The organism is Marinobacter panjinensis, assembly GCF_005298175.1.
Lineage (GTDB): Bacteria > Pseudomonadota > Gammaproteobacteria > Pseudomonadales > Oleiphilaceae > Marinobacter > Marinobacter panjinensis.
On record NZ_SZYH01000002.1, the window covers coordinates 132,803 to 150,801 of the forward strand.

Consider the following 17,999-nt stretch of genomic DNA (forward strand, 5'->3'; position numbering starts at 1 on the left):
GCAGAGTTTCATGTTTGTGTCATTGGCTTGTGACTTCCCTGATTTCGCGCTAGCTTCGATCAGATATGACCCTTATCAACCAGCAAACAAAAATCATCCAGAGGTGCGGGCTGTCCGGGAGTGACGTACGGCACTCGGTTCAGTCTGTTCTGATTTTGCTGGTATTGCTGGCACTGGCGGCCTGCGGTGGAGAGGGCAAGGGAAAAGCCGGTGTTGCAGCCCTGGCTGCTACTGATATCAGTGCCCCGGAAGCGCGCCTTCGGGAGCACCCGGAAACCGGCGAGAGATTGGCCCGCAAGCAGGTGCTTGTGCGGGGCAATGCAAGTGAGCCAGCGTCGCTGGATCCTCAACTGGTGCAGGATACCGTGGGGGGCGCCATTGTAGTCGATCTGTTCGAAGGGCTGACCCGCAGCGGTCCCGATGGTGACACCGAACCCGCGCTGGCTAAGTCCTGGGCTTCGTCGGATAACAACCTGACGTGGACCTTTCACCTGCGGGAAGATGGCCGCTGGAGTGATGGCACAGGCGTAACCGCCCACGACTTTGTATACAGTTGGCGCCGGGCCGTGGATCCCGAGCTGGGGTCCAACTACGCTTATTACATCGAATCCGCCGGGGTGGCCAATGCCGGTGAGATCATCGCCGGGGAGAAATCACCGGAAACACTGGGTGTGCGTGCCCTTGACGATTTCACCTTCGAGGTGTCCCTGGCCGAACCCATCACTTACCTGCCGGACATGACCGTGCACTACACCATGTTTCCCGCCCCCCGACAGGCTATCGAAGCCCACGGCGCGGACTGGACCAAGCCGGGAAATATGGTCTCCAACGGTGCCTACCTGCTGCACACCTGGCATCTGGGCGAGAAGCTCGTGGCCGCCCGCAACCCCTATTACCGCAGGGATGATCAAACCATTATCGACCGCGTGGTGTACGTGCCCATTGAGTCGGCTTCGGCAGAACTCCAGCGTTATGCCAGTGGTGAGCTTCACATGACATCCACGGTGCCGGTATCCCAGATGGCTCGGCTGAAGAAGGAGCGGCCCGATGAGCTGGTGATGGCTCCCAGCATTGCCACCTATATGTATACGTTTAACGTCAACCGGTCGCCGTTTGATGACGTGCGCGTTCGCCGGGCCCTGACCTACGCCATCGACCGAAACATTATCGTCAGCTACATCACCCGTGGCGAACAGATGCCTGCTTTCAGCCTGACGCCGCCGTACGTCAGTGGCTTCGATTTCCGGCAACCGGACTACGCCACCTGGAGCCAGCCAGAGCGTGACGAGGCAGCACGACAGGAGCTTGCGAAAGCGGGCTATACCGAGGACCACCCGCTGGAATTTGAATTGCTTTACAACACCGATGAAAGCCACAAGGCGCTAGCCATTGTAATCAGCCAGATGTGGAAGGAAAAACTGGGGGCAAACGTCACCATCAGCAACCTGGAATGGAAGACGTTCCTCTCGGAAAAACAGGCCGGCAACTTCGGTATGGCCCGCCATGGCTGGAAAGGGGACTACAATGAAGCCTCCACCTTCCTGACGCTGTTAACCAGTGACAGCGGCAATAATGATGGCGGCTGGAGTAATCCCGAATACGATCAGCTGCTGCTGGACGCCCGTTCCAGCGAGGATCCGAACCCCTATTACGTGCGGGCGGAAGAAATCCTGTGGCAGGAATTCCCGGTGGCGCCGGTGTATTTCAACACCACGGTGGCCCTGGTAAGCCCGATGCTGAAAGGCTACCCGGAGAATAACCCCCGAAATATCATATACAGCAAGGATATGTACATCACTGCGGACTGAGGGAAGCCATGTTCAGTTTCATAATCCGGCGTTTGCTGGTTGCGGTCCCCACCGTTCTGGCGTTGATTACCGTCTCGTTCGTGCTGATGCACGCAGCGCCGGGTGGCCCGTTTACCAATGAGCGTAATGTGCCGGAAGCGGTGATGGAAAACATCGAGGCCAAGTACAACCTGGATAAGCCCCTGTGGCAGCAGTATTTCATCTACGTGGGTAACGTCGCCCAGGGTGATCTGGGGCCCTCGTTCCGCTACAAGGACTTCACCGTCAATGAGCTGATCGAGTCCAGTTTTCCCCGGTCCGCCTACATCGGTGCCTGGTCTTTCCTGTTCGTGGTGGTGTTCGGAGTCGGGCTGGGTGTCCTCGCCGCCCTGAAACAGAACCGCTGGCCGGACTACACCGTTATGACCGCTGCCATGACTGGCGTGGTCTTTCCCAACTTCGTGATGGCGCCGCTACTGGTTCTGCTGTTTGCCGTCACCCTGCGCTGGCTGCCCGCCGGCGGCTGGGAAGGCGGGCAGGTGGAGTACATTGTGATGCCCATCATCGCCATGGCGACGTCCTATATTGCCCAGGTGGCGAGGATCACCCGCAGCAGCATGATCGAGACCCTGCGCAGTCCGTTTATCCGCACTGCCCGGGCCAAGGGGATACCCCGGCACAAGATTGTACTGCGCCATGCCCTCAAACCGGCGCTGATCCCGGTGGTGTCCTATCTGGGGCCAGCGTTTGTCGGCATCATTACCGGCTCGGTGATTATTGACCAGGTGTTCTCTACTGGTGGTATCGGCCAGCACTTCGTCAACGGCGCCATCAATCGCGATTATTCGCTGATACTCGGAATCACCATTCTGGTGGGCATACTCACCATCGTGTTTAACGCTGTGGTGGATATTCTTTACACCTGGCTGGACCCGAGGGTGCGTTACTGATGTTTTTCTCTGACAAGCACGCCGGAATGGGTGAGCTGGCGGACACCCTGGCAGACGACGCCTATACCGAAGGCCGCAGCCTGTGGCGCGACGCCCGTCGGCGGTTCATGAACCACCGGGCAGCGCTGGCAAGCCTGGTGGTACTGGCACTGCTGCTGTTGTTTGCGGCTTTTGGCCAGCACCTGTCACCCTGGGACAACGAGTCCATCGACTGGGCCAGCCTGCCGAACCTGGATGAAGACGGCGTGCCGAGCCTGGCCAGCCAGCACTACTTCGGTCTGGACCCCATTGGCCGCGATCTGTACCAGCGCACGGTGCAGGGCAGCCGGATATCCCTGTTGGTGGGTGTGCTCGGGGCACTGACGGCGGTAATTATCGGCACGCTGTATGGCGCCATCTCCGGCTACGTGGGCGGGCGTACCGACGCCATCATGATGCGTACCCTGGAAGTGCTCAGTGCCTTCCCGTTCATGTTCTTGGTGATTGTGCTGATGGCGGTCTTCGGGCGCAATGTGCTGCTGATCTTTATCGCCATTGGCGCGGTGAGCTGGCTGAACATGGCCCGTATCGTCCGCGGCCAGACCCTCAGTCTCAAGCGTAAGGAGTACATCGAGGCCGCCATGGCCGTGGGTGTGCATCCCTTCCTGATCGTTATCCGCCACATCGTGCCCAATGTGCTGGGGGTTGTGATTGTCTACGCCACTCTGCTGGTGCCGGAAATGATCCTGTTCGAGTCCTTTATCTCGTTCCTCGGGCTGGGGGTGTCGGAACCCCACACCTCCTGGGGCGCGCTGATTTCCGAGGGGGCGGATGCCATGTGGACTGCCCCATGGACGCTGATCTTTCCAATGCTGATGCTGGTGCTCACCCTGTTCTGTTTCAATTTCCTCGGCGATGGGCTGCGGGATGCCCTCGACCCCAAAGACCGCTGAGCCGGCAGGAACCTGTTCTATGGCAATGCTGGAAGTAAACAACCTGAAAGTGGATTTCGACACGCCGGATGGCACCCTGCAGGCGGTGAGGGGGCTGAGCTACCAACTGGAGGCCGGGCAGACTCTGGGGATCGTGGGGGAGTCCGGCGCCGGCAAGAGTCAGGGCGTGTTTGCCCTGATGGGTCTGCTGCCAGACAACGCCCGGGTGAGTGGCGAGGTGCTGTTTGAAGGCGAACAACTGCTCGGCCTGTCGGAAAAACGTATGAACCGGATCCGCGCGGCCCGCATTGGCATGATCTTCCAGGACCCGATGACCTCCCTGAACCCCTTCATGAAGGTCAGCGACCAGCTCAGCGAGGTGCTGGTGCAGCACAAGGGCATCAGCCGCAAACAGGCGCTCCAGGAGTCTCTGCAGATGCTGGATGCGGTGCGTATCCCGGAGGCCCGCAACCGCATCCACCGGTATCCCCATGAATTTTCCGGTGGTATGCGCCAGCGGGTGATGATTGCGATGTCCCTGCTGTGCCGTCCACAGCTGTTGATTGCGGACGAACCCACCACCGCCCTGGATGTAACGGTGCAGGCCCAGGTGATGGGCCTGCTGCGGGAGCTGCAGCAGGAATTCAACACCGCCATCATCCTCATCACCCACGACCTGGGCGTGGTGGCGGGAAGCTGCGACCAGACCCTGGTGATGTACGGCGGCCAGTTGATGGAATACGCCGCCACCCGGGACCTGTTCCGCGACCCTACCCATCCCTATACCATAGGGCTGATGGGGGCGATTCCGCGTATCGACGAGCAGATTGACGAACTGGTCACCATTCCCGGCAATCCGCCCAATCTGATGAATCTGCCGCCCGGCTGTCCGTTCTTCAGTCGCTGCCCGGTGGCCGAGCCCCGTTGCTATCACGAACTGGACCGGCCGGAGCATTTTGAGCCGGACCGGATAAGGGTCTGTAACCTGCCACGGGAGGCCGTTCGATGAGCAAACAGCAGCCCCTGCTGGCGGTTGAAAACCTGCAGGTAACCTTTGCCATCATGCCCCGCAACGCCTGGCCCTGGACCCGCCCGCAGCAACTGCGGGCGGTGAACAACGTCAGCTTTACCCTGAATGAAGGGGAGACACTGGGTATTGTGGGCGAATCCGGCTGCGGCAAGTCCACCCTGGCAAGGGCCATCATGGGCATGGTCCCCAGCCAGGCAGGGAAGGTGGTCTGGCTGGGCGAAGACCTGCGCGGCCTGAGTCTGAAACAACTCCGCAAACGCCGCCAGCGCCTGCAGATGGTGTTCCAGGACCCCCTCGCCTCCCTGTCGCCCCGCATGACCGTTGGCGACATCATTGCCGAACCCCTGCGTACCCACTACCCGGACATCAAGGGCACCGAGGTGCGGGAGAAAGTGGATGCCATCATGGACCGTGTCGGCCTGCACTCCCATCAGAAGAACCGCTACCCCCACGAATTCTCCGGCGGCCAGTGCCAGCGGGTGGGCATTGCCCGGGCACTGATCCTGGAGCCGAAACTGATCATCTGCGACGAGCCCGTCTCTGCGCTGGATGTGTCGGTACAGGCCCAGGTCATCAACCTGCTCAAGAGCCTGCAGCGGGAGATGGGTCTGTCACTGATCTTCATCGCCCACGACCTGAGCGTGGTGAAACACATCAGCGACCGGGTGATGGTGCTGTATCTGGGCAACGTAGCTGAAAACGCCACGCGGGCTGAACTGTTCGCCAACCCCCAACATCCCTACACGCAGGCCCTGATGGCCGCCGTGCCGATTCCCGACCCGGAGAGGGAGCGGGCGAAACCCCCAGCGGAACTGGAAAGCGATCTGCCATCTCCCATGGACCCGCCCAGTGGCTGCGTTTTTCGCACACGCTGCCCGCTGGCAACGGAGTATTGCAGCAGGAAAGTGCCGGTACTGGAAGACAAGACCGGGGCAGGGCATTGGGTGGCCTGCCATTATGTGAAGTGAGATCCTGGCTGGAAGCCCCCCGAACTATTCCAGTGATTTGGACACCATGCCCGACCGGGGGCTTTCCAGGCCACTTTGGTCCACCACGATGATTGAAAAGTACCAGTTCCCTTTGGGAAGATCCTGAAAGGTGTAGGAACTCTGGTCGCTATCCAATTTATGGACGTTGACCAGTTCTTTTGCGCTGTTGCCATACAGGATTCTGTAATGATCAATTTCACTGAGGGCTATCGATGTACCGTCCATTCGGGTAAGCGGAGCGATCCACGACAGACTTATGGAATTGTTTGAAGCCCCGGTTTCCTTTGTGGCAGCTGTTTTGGAATCGGGAGTGATCACGGTTTTCGAGATCGGAATGTCAGCGCCAGTGGCAAGATCGGTAATGGTCAGGTATGCAAAAGCACTGCCTTCATTTTCGTAATATTCCATGATCAGCGGCAAGCGTTGGCCGGCACTCAGTGAAACCTCGTGGCTATGACGCTGTTTGCCCTGGCGCTTCCATTGGTCGATAACGGCCTTGTTACCGAGATAAAGCTTAACACCGTCGTCGGTGGTGGTGGTGAACCGATTTTTCCGCGTACCGCTTCGATGGGGGGCTGTGAACAGCCCGCTCCAGCGCACGCTGAAGCTATCCGCCGGGACCCCCTTCATGGGATTGCTGTAGCTCCAGTGGAAATTGATATCCGAGTCTACGCGGGAGTGGATCAGGGAATTGAAGTTATTGCCTTTGTAGTACTCGCCGAAAAACCCGGGAGTGGAAGCGTGGGCGATGGTCGCGCTACTGCCGAGTAGAAGGCAGCCTGTAATGCAGACCAGTTTGCTGAGAGTCATCTGAGCCTCTTTTAATTGTTTAAGCAGGGAGCGCTCTTCCAGAACGAACCTATATGCGAATGGAAAGTATGGAGTATGCCGGCCTGGCTTTAAAAATCGGGAGTAGGGTAGACCCGTTACTGCGGAGTGTTTAATTAAGAATTATTCAGTTTGTAACCGGGCATGTATTAAAAAAGGGCCCACGCTTGCGCGAGGACCCTTTTGTAATACTGGTAGCAAGGGGCGGAGTCGAACCGCCGACCCCGGCATTATGAGTGCCGTGCTCTAACCAACTGAGCTACCTTGCCATTTCGTTGCGGGACAAGCCCAAACGAGGCGCGTATTTTCAGTATTTGGGCCCCTGCTGTCAAGGCTTGGGGCCCGCTTTTTCAGAAAATTACACGTTGAACCGGAAGTGGATGACGTCGCCGTCCTGGACGATGTATTCCTTGCCTTCCAGGCGCCACTTGCCGGCATCCTTGGCGCCGGCTTCGCCGTTGTACTTGACGAAGTCTTCGTAGCTCACCACTTCGGCGCGGATGAAACCACGTTCGAAGTCGGTGTGGATGACGCCGGCGGCCTGTGGCGCGGTTGCACCGACTTTCACGGTCCAGGCACGGACTTCCTTCACCCCGGCGGTGAAGTAGGTCTGCAGGTTCAGCAGGCCGTAGCCGCCGCGGATAACGCGATCCAGCCCCGGCTCTTCCATACCCATCTCTTCCAGGAACATCGACTTCTCATCGTCTTCGAGTTCGGAGATCTCGGCTTCTATCTTGTTGCAGATGGGAACCACGACGGCATTTTCAGATTCGGCGATTTTGCGCACCGTATCCAGGTGAGGATTGTTCTCAAAGCCGTCTTCGCTGACGTTGGCGATGTACATGGTGGGCTTTACGGTCAGCAGGCACAGCTCGCGGATCAGTGCCATCTGGTCCTTGTCCAGGTTCATACTGCGCACCGGCTTGCCTTCGTTCAGAACTGGCATCAGCTTTTCGAACATCTCCAGTTGCGCCTTGGCTTCCTTGTCGCCGCTCTTGGCGACCCGCTGGACCCGCTTGATGGCTTTCTCGACGGTTTCCAGATCGGCAAGGGCCAGCTCGGTGTTGATCACGTCGATGTCCGAGGCTGGATCAATTTTGTTGGAGACGTGAATAACGTTGTCGTCTTCAAAGCAGCGCACAACGTGGGCAATAGCGTCGGTCTGGCGGATGTTGGCCAGGAACTGGTTTCCCAGGCCTTCGCCCTTCGAGGCGCCCTCTACCAGGCCTGCAATGTCCACAAACTCCATGGTCGTTGCGACTACTTTTTCCGGCTTCACGATCTCGGCGAGCTTGTTCAGGCGCGGATCAGGCATGGCAACCACGCCAGCGTTGGGCTCGATGGTGCAGAAGGGAAAGTTTTCGGCGCCAATGCCGGATTTGGTCAGCGCGTTGAACAGGGTGGATTTGCCGACGTTCGGCAGGCCTACGATGCCGCAGTTAAATCCCATGGAATGCCTCTGCTGGGTATGAAAAATTTGGCCGGATTATACCGGTTTGAAGCTGTGCAAGCGATTCATCGCAGCCGGAAGTTTGCCGCTGGCCGCATCCGGCAGCACGCGGATGATCTCGTCGATCACGGCGTTGAGTTCTTCGGTTTCCCGTTTGCCCAGGCGGCCGAGTACGTAGCCGGTTACCTGGCGGCTGTCGCCGGGGTGGCCGATGCCGATGCGCAGTCGCTGGAAGTCGTTGGTGCCCAGGTGGGCAATGGTGTCCCGCAAGCCGTTGTGTCCGCCGTGGCCGCCGCCTTTCTTGAGTTTGGCAGTGCCTGGGGGGAGGTCGAGCTCATCGTGGGCAACCAGAATCTGTTCGGGCTGAATCTTGAAAAAGTCCGCCAGTGCCTTGATGGAGAGGCCGCTGCGGTTCATATAGGTGGAGGGATTCAACAGGTGCAGGTCGAGACCCTGCATTTGAATGCGGGCATAGAGCCCGTGGTACTTCTTTTCGGGGCGCAGCGTCTGGCCCGCTTCACGGGCCAGCGCTTCGACGAACAGGGCGCCGGCGTTATGGCGGGTATTCGCATAGTCGGGGCCGGGGTTACCCAGCCCCACCACCATGAGAATATCCTGTGCCATTTGCCATTGCCCTCGTCACTACCGTAGCGAAAGGAGCGATTACTCCTTGTCTTCGCCTTCTTCACCTTCTTCGCCTTCTTCGCCTTCACCGGTATCTTCGGTTTTGGCGGCGCGAGGCTTGTGGATTGCCACAACAGGCAGATCGTGATCTTCGCCCTGCAGCAGTGCAGCGATACGAACGCCTTTGGACAGCTTCAGATCGCTCAGGTGAATAACCTGATCCATTTCCACTTCGCTCATATCAACTTCAATGAACTCTGGCAGGTTCTGCGGCAGACAGATCACTTCCACTTCGTTGATCTGGTGGTGAGCAACGCCGCCCTGGAGTTTGATGGCCGGTGCAGAATCTTCGTTCAGGAAGTGCAGCGGTACGTTAACGTGGATCTCGTGATCCTTGTCAACGCGCAGGAAGTCGGCGTGGGTCAGCAGCGGCTTGTACGGGTGACGCTGCAGATCCTTCAGGATCACGCTTTCTTTCTTGCCGTCCAGCTCGATGGTCAGAACGTGAGAGAAGAAGGCTTCGTTCTCCAGAGCTTTTTTCAGCTCGTTGTGCCAGATGGAGATAGAAACGGCTTCTTTTTTGCCGCCATAGACGATGGCGGGAATTTTCCGTTCCTCACGACGCAGGCGGCGGCTCGCACCTCTCCCCTGATCGCCACGAGGAAATGCTTCAATAAGAAATTCCTGAGACATGGTTATAACCTCACTTTTCACCCGAGCGGCCCGCGACCAGGTCCTGAACAGGTGACATTTGCGAAATGCCGGAAGCTTTTCCGGCGGACTAAACAGACCGGGAGCCCACTGGGCTCCCGGTCCGGATTCTTTTCAGTAAATCAGGTTGTTAGCTGATCAGGCGTTCTCGAACATCGCACTGATAGACTCTTCGTTGCTGACGCGACGAATGGACTCTGCAAGCAGCCCAGCCATACTGAGGATGCGGATCTTATCACAATTGTGCGCTTTGTCACCCAGCGGGATGGTGTCACAGACAACCAGCTCGTCCAGTTCGGAAGCGTTGAGGTTGTCAACAGCCGGTCCGGACAGGACGGGGTGTGTGATATAGGCGACCACTTTGGAGGCCCCGTGCTCTTTCAGAGCATTGGCGGCTTTGCACAGAGTGCCGGCGGTATCGATGATGTCGTCCACCAGGATACAGGTCTTGTCTTTCACATCACCGATGATGTGCATGACCTGGGATACATTGGCCTTCGGGCGGCGCTTGTCGATGATGGCCAGGTCGGCATCGTCCAGGCGCTTGGCCACGGCGCGGGCACGAACAACGCCGCCCACGTCAGGGGATACCACAACAAAGTTTTCGAAACGCTGCTTCTCGATATCCTCGAGCATTACCGGCGTGGCGTAGATGTTATCCACCGGAATGTCGAAGAAGCCCTGGATCTGGTCTGCGTGCAGGTCCAGTGTCAGGACCCTGTCAACGCCAATACTGGAGATCATGTCTGCAACCACTTTCGCGCTGATGGCAACACGGGTGGAACGAACGCGGCGGTCCTGACGGGCGTAGCCGTAGTAGGGGATAACCGCGGTAACCCGGGTGGCGGAGGCACGACGCAGGGCGTCAGCCATCACGATCAGTTCCATCAGGTTGTCGTTGGTGGGGTTGCAGGTAGGCTGGATAATAAAGACATCATGCCCGCGAACGTTTTCATTGATCTCGACGGTGGTTTCACCATCGCTGAACGTTCCAACGGTGGCCTGGCCCATGGGGATGTGGAGTTTCTGGGCGATGGCCTTGGCAAGCTCGGGATTGGCGTTGCCGGTAAAAATCATCAGTTTGGACACGACGGCATCCTTCTCGGTAACGGCGTTTGATTCAGAAGAAGCGGGAGAAAGGTGGCTGGGGTGGCAGGATTCGAACCTGCGCATGACGGGATCAAAACCCGTTGCCTTACCACTTGGCGACACCCCAGTATCGTGCTTTTTTGGCATCATTTCAGCTCTGTCAGCTTTTTGTGAAGTGGTGAAATGTTCACCCCTTGAGCTACGAACCCCGTGATGCCGGAGGGTTTGCTTTCCCAGATAATCCGGGCTGCGGATTCTGTCGGGAAACGTCCAAATATGCAAGCCCCGGTTCCGGTTAATCTTGCAGGTCCGAATTGTGCAAGCCACTCCAGGCTTTGATGAACCTCAGGATACAGTCTTCGAACTACATCCTCACAGTCGTTTCGGTACCTCGAGGCGTCTCCCTCAAAAGCGGGCGCTATTTTGATTCCGGGGGTATCCCTTGTCAACCCTTGCTCGGAAAAAATCTCTTTAGTGCTTATATCGCACGGTGGCTTTATAACCACAAACCAGTCTTCCGGAGGGTTGGCGTCGGTAAGCCGTTCACCCACGCCTTCACCCCACGCTGAGTGGCCACGAACGAATACCGGGACATCGGCGCCCAGGGCCAGTCCAAGCTCGGCCAGCTCGTCGAGAGAGCGGTCGAGACCCCACAGGTGGTTCAGTCCCAGCAGCGTGGTGGCGGCATTGGAGCTGCCGCCACCCAGGCCGCCGCCCATGGGCAGTATTTTGTCGATGGCGATGCTGACGCCGGCAACTTCGTTGTTGGCCGTTGCCGCGAGTTGTCGGGCCGCGCGGAGGACCAGGTTGTCTTCGTCGGGCACGCCGGGCACGGATTGCTCGAGCACGATCCGGTCATCCGTGCGGGGCGTCAGGGTGATCGTGTCGCCATAATCCAGAAACTGAAACAGGGTCTGCAGTTCGTGGTAGCCATCGGGCCGGCGACCAAGGATGTGCAGGAACAGGTTCAGCTTTGCCGGGGAGGGTAATGCCAGGCGGGTCACCGGCCGTCTCCATCCGTCTGGTGCCAGGTGGTCACTACCAGCCTTACGCGTTTCTTGCCCTTGACTGCGGTGATCCGGGCCGGCAGGGGCGGATAATCGTTGATGAACGTTTGCCAGCGGTCGTAGCGGATTTCCCAGCCCAGCTGGCGGATGACGGCCAGCCGGTCCTGATCGTCAAAGAACAACCGGAAATCACCTTCAGGGCCGGGCAGGCCCCTTATCCACCAGGCCAGGCTGTCGATCGGCAGCTGCCAGCCGGTGGCGGCATTGACCAGGGCTTCCGGATCGCCGGACTGGTACCGCTCGCCGTCTGGAAGCGTGAGTTCGATAAAGCCGGGCACGCCCTCAAGGGTAGTGCGGCCCATGCCGAGGAAGGATGAGGACAGGGCCAGTTCGTAGGCTTCCTGGTCCTGTTTCCAATAGTTGATCACGGCAGTACCGCTGTCCGAGGGTTGGCGGACAGCCAGTTTGCCCGTCAGTTCCCAGTGCCGGAACTGGTCGCGTTGAGCACTGGTTGTGCTCCAGTCCGCCGGTGGCTGCTCGGTCAGGCCTTCGGGCAGCGGGTCAACCTGCAGGGAAGTACAGCCGCCCAGAATCAGGGCGGCGAGCGTCAGAGCAATCGCGGGAAATCTCACGGGGATTGCTCTCCGGTAAGCCTCTCAACGGTCTCGATCAGTATCGGATGGTCCGGGTCCTGCTCGAAGCCTTCTTCCCAGATGATGCGGGCCTGTTCCTTTTCGCCGGTTTGCCAGAGTACTTCGCCGAAGTGGGCGGCCACTTCCGGGTCGGCATAGGCTTCCCAGGCGCGTGAAAGGTACTCAAGGGCCTTTTCAGTTTCACCCTGCTGATAGAGTACCCAGCCCATGCTGTCGAGGATGGCGGGGTTTTCCGGGTCGATTTCCAGCGCCCGTTCAATGTAATCCCTGGCTTCCGCGTAGCGATTGGAGCGGGTGGTGATGATGTAACCCAGGGCATTAAGCGCAACCGCATTCTGTGGCTGCTCGTCAATGATCTGTCTCAGATCTGCCTCCGCCTGCGCCGACTCGCCCATTGAGTCCAGCAGCATGGCGCGCGCATAGCGGATGCGAATATTGTCCGGGTAGTCTTCCAGGGCCTTGTTGGCCGCCTTCAGTGCCCGCTCGTTTTCCTCCCTGTCCAGTAGCAGGTTGATTTCCAGCAGGTGGAAGTTCTCTTCCTGCGCCGGGTTGTTCTCTCTCAGCTGTTGTATTGCGGCCAGTGCCTCGTCAAGATCGCCCTGCTTCGCCATGAGTTCGCTCGCCCGTGCCAGGGCGGGGAAGTAATAATTACCTTTCTCCACGTTGTTGTAGAAGCCGATGGCCTGCTCGGTGTTGTCCTCCTCGTCGGCAATCCGGCCCAGGTAATAATGGGCTTCATCGGTATGGTGGCCCTGTTCGATCAGCCGGGTCAGTTCTTCCTCTGCCAGGGCGCTCTGGCCGTTCTCAAGCGCCACAAGCGCGTGGGAAAGGCGTAGGCCGGGTACATTGGGGAAGCGCCTGACCAGCCGGCTGAATTCGTCCTGGGCTGCCTGCAGCTCACCTTCGCCGATCAGCATGCGGCCATAAAGAGTGCCCATCTGGCGGTTGTCGGGGAAGCGCCGGGTGTGACGCAGGAGGTGGTCGAGTGCCTTGCGCTTCTCGCCAGTCTGGTAGAGCAGGTCTCCTTTAAGAACCAGGGCGGGCTGGAAGTCGGGCTCATCGTTCAGCAGGGGAGTCAGTTTATCCAGGGCCTGCTGGGGTTCTCCGGTAACTTTCAGCAGCAGGGCGATGCTGTACTGAAGTTCCGCATTGCCCGGGTGTCGTTGTTCCATTTGCCGGTAGAGCTGGAGCAGTTCCTGCTGTTGTTCGGGCGGCAGGTTGCCCGCCATGGCTGCGAGGCTGTCAAAGTCTGCATCACCACCCAGGTCCATGATGCGCTCCATGTGCCCCAGGGCAGTCTCCAGATCGTTGTTCTTTACCGCCTGGATGGCCGAGATCCGGTGCGCCTGCATGTTGTCCGGGTCCACATCCAGCCACAGTGTGGACAGCTTCTTCTGGGCGTTGTCGGCGTTGAGGGATTGGGCAATGCGCATGGTTCTTTCGATCACCGCCTTGTCGCGGGACTGCTGGGCCGCTTTCATGTAATTGACAAGAGTGACGTCAAAGCGCCCGCGTTGGGCGGCTATCTCGCCGGACAGGAGCAGGTAGAGCACTTCAGGCTCGAAATCAGCGTAGCGGATTTCCGGTTCCTGATTCTTTTCCGCCGAAGGCCCGGTGTTTTCGGTATTTTCCGGCGACGTGTCGGGTTGCTGTTCCTGATCACCCTGGAGAAAAGCGCAGCCGGACAGGGAAAGCCCGAACAGGCAGGTAACAAGCAGTAATGCGGACTTTTGCATGCAACATCCCATGATCTGTGTACAGTGCACCTGATCGGCCGGAAGTGGCTCTGGCGGCAGTCTCAGATGTGGCGTAATAAGACGAAGTTCTATGATGGCACAAGCGCCTGATATTGCCCAACCTGTCAGCAGTTCCCGATATCACTGTGGTTTTGGGTGGCGATAGAGGCCTCTGACCGTTAAAATACCGTTAATTCTCCGTCTTCCGGCATAAGGCAGTCTAACCCCGATATGGCACTGGTCACTCTCGGAATCAACCATCGTACCGCACCGGTCGAGTTGCGTGAGCGCGTCGCGTTCACTCCCGAGCGCATGGCTGAGGCCTTTGCCGAACTGCGAGCCACCACCGGGGCCAGTGAGGCCGCCATCCTCTCCACCTGCAATCGCACCGAGCTTTACCTTGCCGGGGACGACGATTGTGCGCCCGCCGTGCTGCGCTGGCTGGCCGGATTCCATGACATGGAGGCCGGGGATCTGGAAGAAGTGCTTTATATTTACCGGGACTCGGAGGCTGTACGCCATATCATGCGGGTAGCGGCCGGCCTGGATTCCATGGTTCTTGGTGAGCCCCAGATCCTGGGGCAGCTCAAGGATGCCTACGCCCTGGCCCGGGAGCATAACGCCAGCGGAGCCTTCCTGTCGCGCCTGTTCGAGCAGACCTTCTCCGTGGCCAAGCGGGTACGCACCCAGACCGCCATTGGCGAGAACCCGGTGTCTGTCGCTTACGCCGCCGTCAGCATGGCACACCATATTTTTGCGGACATGTCCCGCAACAAGGCCCTGCTGATTGGTGCCGGCAAGACCATTGAACTGGTCTCCCGGCATCTGGCGGATGCCGGCGTAAAGAATTTTCTTGTTGCCAACCGCACCCTGGAACGTGCCCAGGCGCTGGCGGAGTCCCGTGGCGGGAAGGGGATTCTGCTCTCGGAGATTCCCGACCACCTGGCCGACGTGGATATCATCATTTCTTCGACCGCCAGCCCCCTGCCGATTCTGGGCAAGGGCGCTGTGGAGCGGGCGCTGAAAAAACGCAAGCACCGCCCCTATTTCATGGTGGATATCGCGGTTCCCAGGGATATAGAACCGGAAGTCAGCTCGCTTGCGGACGTTTACCTCTATACCGTCGATGACCTGCGTCAGGTTATTGAAGAGAACGTGCGCTCCCGCGAAGGGGCGGCCCGGGAAGCAGAAAACCTGGTCACTGACGGTGTACAACAGTTCCTCAGCCAGCTGCGGGCGCTGGATGCGGTGTCTACTCTCAAGCAATTCCGTCAGCGCGCAGAAACCCTGCGTGACGCGGAAACCGAGAAGGCCATCCGCGCCCTGCGCAATGGTGCCGACCCGGAAACCGTCTTGCGGGGCATGGCCCGGGGTCTGACCAACAAGCTGCTCCACGAACCTTCCATCCAGGTCAGGAAGGCGACAACCGAAGGCAGAACGGAAGTGACCGAATGGCTCCGAGAGTTGCATCAGCTTGATGCGCTGGATGCCGACGCGCCCATCATCCCGGAAAAACTATGAAGTCATCGATTCAGTCACGCCTTGAGCAGCTCACCGATCGCTTCGAGGAAGTCAGTGCGTTGTTGAGTGATCAGGGCACTATCGCCAATCAGGACAAATTCCGGGATCTTTCCCGGGAGTTCGCGGAAATTGAGCCCATTGTTCATTGCTTTCAGGCCTGGCAGAAATCTCGCGAAGATATCAGTGAAGCGGCAGAGCTGGCCCGCGATGGTGATGCTGACATGCGTGCCATGGCGGAAGAAGAGCTGAGCCTTGCGGAACAGAAAAGCGAGGAACTGGACGAAGAGCTCCAGCGACTGATGCTGCCCAAGGACCCCAACGACGGCAAGAACGTGTTCCTGGAAATCCGTGCCGGCACCGGTGGTGACGAGGCCGCTATCTTTGCGGGTGACCTGTTCAGGATGTACATGCGATACGCCGAGCGCAAGCGTTGGCAGGTGGAGGTCATCAGTGAAAACGAGGGAGAGCATGGTGGCTACAAGGAAATTATCGCCCGTATCGCTGGCAGTGCGGTCTACGGCGCCCTGAAGTTCGAGTCCGGCGCCCATCGTGTGCAACGGGTTCCGGAAACCGAGTCCCAGGGCCGTATCCACACCTCTGCCTGCACGGTGGCGGTGATGCCGGAAGCGGACGAGACCGAGGCCGTGGAACTCAACAAGTCCGACCTGAGAGTGGATACCTTCCGTGCCTCCGGCGCCGGCGGCCAGCACGTGAACAAGACCGATTCTGCCATTCGTATCACCCATATCCCCACCGGTATTGTGGTGGAATGTCAGGAAGAACGCTCCCAGCACAAGAACCGCGCCAAGGCCATGAGTTTTCTGGCCTCCCGTCTCCAGAACGAGGAAATCGAGCGCCAGCAGAAATCCATGGCGGCCACCCGCAAGAGCCTGGTGGGCAGCGGTGACCGCTCCGAGCGCATTCGTACGTACAATTTCCCTCAGGGTCGGGTGACCGACCATCGCATTAACCTGACCCTGTACAAGCTGGACGAAGTGATGTCCGGTGACCTGGACGCGGTTATCGTGCCCCTGCAGCACGAACATCAGGCCGATTTGCTGGCTTCACTGGCTGATGAGTGAGGCGCCTTTATCCTGTGAGGCATTGCTTAAACAAGCCGCTGACGTTATCGGTGGCGATACCCCGCGCCTGGATGCCGAATTAATGCTCAGTGACGTGACCGGATGGTCCCGGACCTCTTTCCGGGCCTGGCCTGAGCGTGAAGTGAACGTTGCCGAGGTTGCCCGATTCTGCACCCTGGTGGAGCAACGCTGTGAGGGCCGACCGGTGGCGTACCTGTTGGGCGAACAGGAATTCTGGTCACTGCCACTGAAGGTTAGCCCCTGCACACTCATTCCCCGGCCCGATACCGAGTGCCTGGTAGAAGCCGCCTTGGCGCTGGAGTTGCCGGAAAACGCCAAAGTGCTTGATCTTGGCACCGGCACAGGTGCCATCGCGCTGGCACTGGCCAGTGAACGGCCTGGCTGGCAGGTTTCCGCATCCGATGCCGTCACCGAAGCGGTAGAACTGGCCACGGAAAATGCCACCCGCCTGGGCCTGCCGGTGACGGTCAGGCAGAGCAACTGGTTTGCAGATCTGCCAGCTGGCTGCTTTGATCTGATTGTCTCCAACCCTCCGTACATTGCGGGCAAGGATCACCATCTGAGCGAAGGAGACGTACGGTTCGAACCGGCGTCGGCCCTTGTTGCCGGTAACGATGGCCTGGATGATATCCGGCGGATCACCACCGAAGCGCCGGCCTGGCTCTCGCCGGGTGGCTGGCTGATGCTGGAACATGGTTACGAACAGGGTGCGGCGGTGCACCGGCTTTTCACCCAGGCCGGCTTCGCCAGTGTGGAAACCCGCCAGGATTACGGCCGCCGTGATCGCTATACCCTTGGGAGAAAACACCATGCTGAATGATGAAGAACTGCTTCGCTACAGCCGGCAGATACTGATGCCCCGCTTCGACATTGCCGGCCAGACCAGACTGAAGTCTGCGCGCGTTCTTGTCGTTGGTGCCGGCGGCCTGGGTTGCCCGGTGGCTCTCTACCTCGGCGCTGCGGGTGTTGGCCACCTGACTCTGGCCGACGACGACAGTGTAGAGGTAGCCAACCTGCAGCGTCAGATAGCATTCGAGCAGTCCGATCTTGGCGAGTCCAAAGCTGAGCGTCTGGCTGATCATGTGCGGCGTATAAACCCGGAGGTGTCAGTAACTGCACTGCCAGAACGACTGGAAGGGGACGAGCTACAGCGTCAGGTTGATTCTGCCAGCCTGGTTGTTGACTGCACGGACAACTTCAATACCCGTTTCGCCCTCAATCGCGCCTGTGTAGCGGCCCGCGTGCCACTGGTTTCTGGCGCGGCCATCCGCGGGGAAGGGCAGTTGGCGGTTTACGATGTGCGTGATGAATCCAGCCCCTGTTACCACTGTTTGTATGCGGAACAGGGCAATGAAGACCTCACTTGTTCCGAGGCGGGCGTCATTGGTCCATTGGTTGGCATGATCGGCGCCTCCCAAGCGATGGAGGCCATCAAGGTAATCACCGGCGTTGGCAAAACCCTTACAGGCCGGTTATTGATTCTGGATGCCTGGCAAATGGAGTGGCGCGAAATGAAACTGGCAAGAGATCCGGGGTGCCCTGTTTGCGCAGGCCGGCGAACTGGGGAGTAGAAAACCGGCGGATAAGCTCTGCCAAAACACGCTGTAAAT

The 17,999-nt window shown here is 59.0% G+C and carries 17 protein-coding genes and 2 tRNA genes; 9 read left to right on the forward strand and 10 right to left on the reverse strand.

The window, feature by feature from the left end; genetic code table 11:
• Positions 1-65 precede the first annotated feature (65 nt).
• From FDP08_RS16910 to FDP08_RS16930, 5 genes are read left to right on the forward strand one after another with little or no spacing between them, the layout of a single operon-like run.
• Positions 66-1,808, forward strand: coding sequence for a peptide ABC transporter substrate-binding protein (locus tag FDP08_RS16910; protein WP_137437473.1), 1,743 nt, complete (start codon positions 66-68; stop codon positions 1,806-1,808).
• A gap of 8 nt (positions 1,809-1,816) precedes the next feature.
• Complete coding sequence (oppB, locus tag FDP08_RS16915) at positions 1,817-2,737, forward strand: oligopeptide ABC transporter permease OppB (protein ID WP_137437474.1); 921 nt, start codon at positions 1,817-1,819, stop codon at positions 2,735-2,737.
• Positions 2,737-3,669, forward strand: coding sequence for an oligopeptide ABC transporter permease OppC (gene oppC / locus FDP08_RS16920; protein ID WP_228263375.1), 933 nt, complete (start codon positions 2,737-2,739; stop codon positions 3,667-3,669). The genes oppB and oppC overlap by 1 nt, the downstream gene beginning before the upstream one ends.
• 19 nt (positions 3,670-3,688) lie before the next feature.
• A complete protein-coding gene (locus FDP08_RS16925; RefSeq protein WP_137437475.1) occupies positions 3,689-4,657 on the forward strand; it encodes an oligopeptide/dipeptide ABC transporter ATP-binding protein in 969 nt (322 codons plus the stop codon).
• Positions 4,654-5,646 (forward strand): oligopeptide/dipeptide ABC transporter ATP-binding protein, encoded by a 993-nt coding sequence (locus tag FDP08_RS16930; RefSeq protein WP_137437476.1) that lies wholly within the window; start codon positions 4,654-4,656, stop codon positions 5,644-5,646. Before FDP08_RS16925 ends, FDP08_RS16930 begins: the two co-directional genes overlap by 4 nt.
• Positions 5,647-5,670: 24 nt before the next feature.
• Here the strand turns inward: FDP08_RS16930 and FDP08_RS16935 are convergent, their stop codons facing one another.
• The 10 genes from FDP08_RS16935 to FDP08_RS16980 form a co-directional block, all read right to left on the reverse strand.
• Positions 5,671-6,477: a PA14 domain-containing protein gene (locus tag FDP08_RS16935; protein ID WP_137437477.1), complete on the reverse strand. Its 807-nt coding sequence runs from the start codon at positions 6,475-6,477 to the stop codon at positions 5,671-5,673.
• Positions 6,478-6,687: 210 nt separating this feature from the next.
• Positions 6,688-6,764: transfer RNA gene (locus FDP08_RS16940), tRNA-Met, on the reverse strand.
• A gap of 89 nt (positions 6,765-6,853) precedes the next feature.
• On the reverse strand, positions 6,854-7,945 hold the full coding sequence (ychF, locus tag FDP08_RS16945; RefSeq protein WP_137437478.1) for a redox-regulated ATPase YchF: 1,092 nt from the start codon (positions 7,943-7,945) through the stop codon (positions 6,854-6,856).
• A 36-nt stretch (positions 7,946-7,981) separates the two neighbouring features.
• Positions 7,982-8,569, reverse strand: a complete 588-nt coding sequence (gene pth / locus FDP08_RS16950; RefSeq protein ID WP_137437479.1) for an aminoacyl-tRNA hydrolase — start codon at positions 8,567-8,569, stop codon at positions 7,982-7,984.
• Positions 8,570-8,608: 39 nt separating this feature from the next.
• Positions 8,609-9,262, reverse strand: a complete 654-nt coding sequence (locus FDP08_RS16955) for a 50S ribosomal protein L25/general stress protein Ctc (RefSeq protein ID WP_137437480.1) — start codon at positions 9,260-9,262, stop codon at positions 8,609-8,611.
• A 156-nt stretch (positions 9,263-9,418) separates the two neighbouring features.
• On the reverse strand, positions 9,419-10,369 hold the full coding sequence (locus FDP08_RS16960) for a ribose-phosphate diphosphokinase (protein WP_114613706.1): 951 nt from the start codon (positions 10,367-10,369) through the stop codon (positions 9,419-9,421).
• A 52-nt stretch (positions 10,370-10,421) separates the two neighbouring features.
• A tRNA-Gln gene (locus FDP08_RS16965) sits at positions 10,422-10,496 on the reverse strand.
• Between the two features lie 19 nt (positions 10,497-10,515).
• Complete coding sequence (gene ispE / locus FDP08_RS16970) at positions 10,516-11,373, reverse strand: 4-(cytidine 5'-diphospho)-2-C-methyl-D-erythritol kinase (RefSeq protein WP_137437481.1); 858 nt, start codon at positions 11,371-11,373, stop codon at positions 10,516-10,518.
• Entirely contained in the window at positions 11,370-12,008 is a 639-nt protein-coding gene (gene lolB, locus FDP08_RS16975) for a lipoprotein insertase outer membrane protein LolB (protein WP_137437482.1), read from the reverse strand. The genes ispE and lolB overlap by 4 nt, the downstream gene beginning before the upstream one ends.
• Entirely contained in the window at positions 12,005-13,765 is a 1,761-nt protein-coding gene (locus FDP08_RS16980) for a tetratricopeptide repeat protein (protein ID WP_137437483.1), read from the reverse strand. Before FDP08_RS16980 ends, lolB begins: the two co-directional genes overlap by 4 nt.
• 231 nt (positions 13,766-13,996) lie before the next feature.
• On the opposite strand from FDP08_RS16980, the gene hemA reads away from it, so the two are divergent.
• The 4 genes from hemA to FDP08_RS17000 are packed head-to-tail and all read left to right on the forward strand — an operon-like array spanning position 13,997 to position 17,960.
• Positions 13,997-15,286 (forward strand): glutamyl-tRNA reductase, encoded by a 1,290-nt coding sequence (gene hemA, locus FDP08_RS16985; RefSeq protein ID WP_137437484.1) that lies wholly within the window; start codon positions 13,997-13,999, stop codon positions 15,284-15,286.
• Positions 15,283-16,368, forward strand: a complete 1,086-nt coding sequence (gene prfA / locus FDP08_RS16990) for a peptide chain release factor 1 (RefSeq protein WP_137437485.1) — start codon at positions 15,283-15,285, stop codon at positions 16,366-16,368. Before hemA ends, prfA begins: the two co-directional genes overlap by 4 nt.
• Positions 16,361-17,209 (forward strand): peptide chain release factor N(5)-glutamine methyltransferase, encoded by an 849-nt coding sequence (gene prmC / locus FDP08_RS16995; RefSeq protein WP_170979084.1) that lies wholly within the window; start codon positions 16,361-16,363, stop codon positions 17,207-17,209. Before prfA ends, prmC begins: the two co-directional genes overlap by 8 nt.
• A complete protein-coding gene (locus FDP08_RS17000; protein ID WP_137437486.1) occupies positions 17,199-17,960 on the forward strand; it encodes a HesA/MoeB/ThiF family protein in 762 nt (253 codons plus the stop codon). The genes prmC and FDP08_RS17000 overlap by 11 nt, the downstream gene beginning before the upstream one ends.
• The last annotated feature ends 39 nt before the right edge of the window (positions 17,961-17,999 follow it).

Excerpts from the sequence above, each read along its gene's own strand:
- FDP08_RS16955 (WP_137437480.1), bottom strand. The coding sequence starts at position 9,262 with ATGTCTCAGGAATTTCTTATTGAAGCATTTCCTCGTGGCGATCAGGGG.
- oppB (WP_137437474.1), top strand. The coding sequence starts at position 1,817 with ATGTTCAGTTTCATAATCCGGCGTTTGCTGGTTGCGGTCCCCACCGTT.
- hemA (WP_137437484.1), top strand. The coding sequence starts at position 13,997 with ATGGCACTGGTCACTCTCGGAATCAACCATCGTACCGCACCGGTCGAG.
- FDP08_RS17000 (WP_137437486.1), top strand. The coding sequence starts at position 17,199 with ATGCTGAATGATGAAGAACTGCTTCGCTACAGCCGGCAGATACTGATG.
- ychF (WP_137437478.1), bottom strand. The coding sequence starts at position 7,945 with ATGGGATTTAACTGCGGCATCGTAGGCCTGCCGAACGTCGGCAAATCC.
- pth (WP_137437479.1), bottom strand. The coding sequence starts at position 8,569 with ATGGCACAGGATATTCTCATGGTGGTGGGGCTGGGTAACCCCGGCCCC.
- prfA (WP_137437485.1), top strand. The coding sequence starts at position 15,283 with ATGAAGTCATCGATTCAGTCACGCCTTGAGCAGCTCACCGATCGCTTC.
- FDP08_RS16925 (WP_137437475.1), top strand. The coding sequence starts at position 3,689 with ATGGCAATGCTGGAAGTAAACAACCTGAAAGTGGATTTCGACACGCCG.
- FDP08_RS16935 (WP_137437477.1), bottom strand. The coding sequence starts at position 6,477 with ATGACTCTCAGCAAACTGGTCTGCATTACAGGCTGCCTTCTACTCGGC.
- FDP08_RS16930 (WP_137437476.1), top strand. The coding sequence starts at position 4,654 with ATGAGCAAACAGCAGCCCCTGCTGGCGGTTGAAAACCTGCAGGTAACC.
- FDP08_RS16980 (WP_137437483.1), bottom strand. The coding sequence starts at position 13,765 with ATGCAAAAGTCCGCATTACTGCTTGTTACCTGCCTGTTCGGGCTTTCC.
- prmC (WP_170979084.1), top strand. The coding sequence starts at position 16,361 with ATGAGTGAGGCGCCTTTATCCTGTGAGGCATTGCTTAAACAAGCCGCT.
- oppC (WP_228263375.1), top strand. The coding sequence starts at position 2,737 with ATGTTTTTCTCTGACAAGCACGCCGGAATGGGTGAGCTGGCGGACACC.
- FDP08_RS16910 (WP_137437473.1), top strand. The coding sequence starts at position 66 with ATGACCCTTATCAACCAGCAAACAAAAATCATCCAGAGGTGCGGGCTG.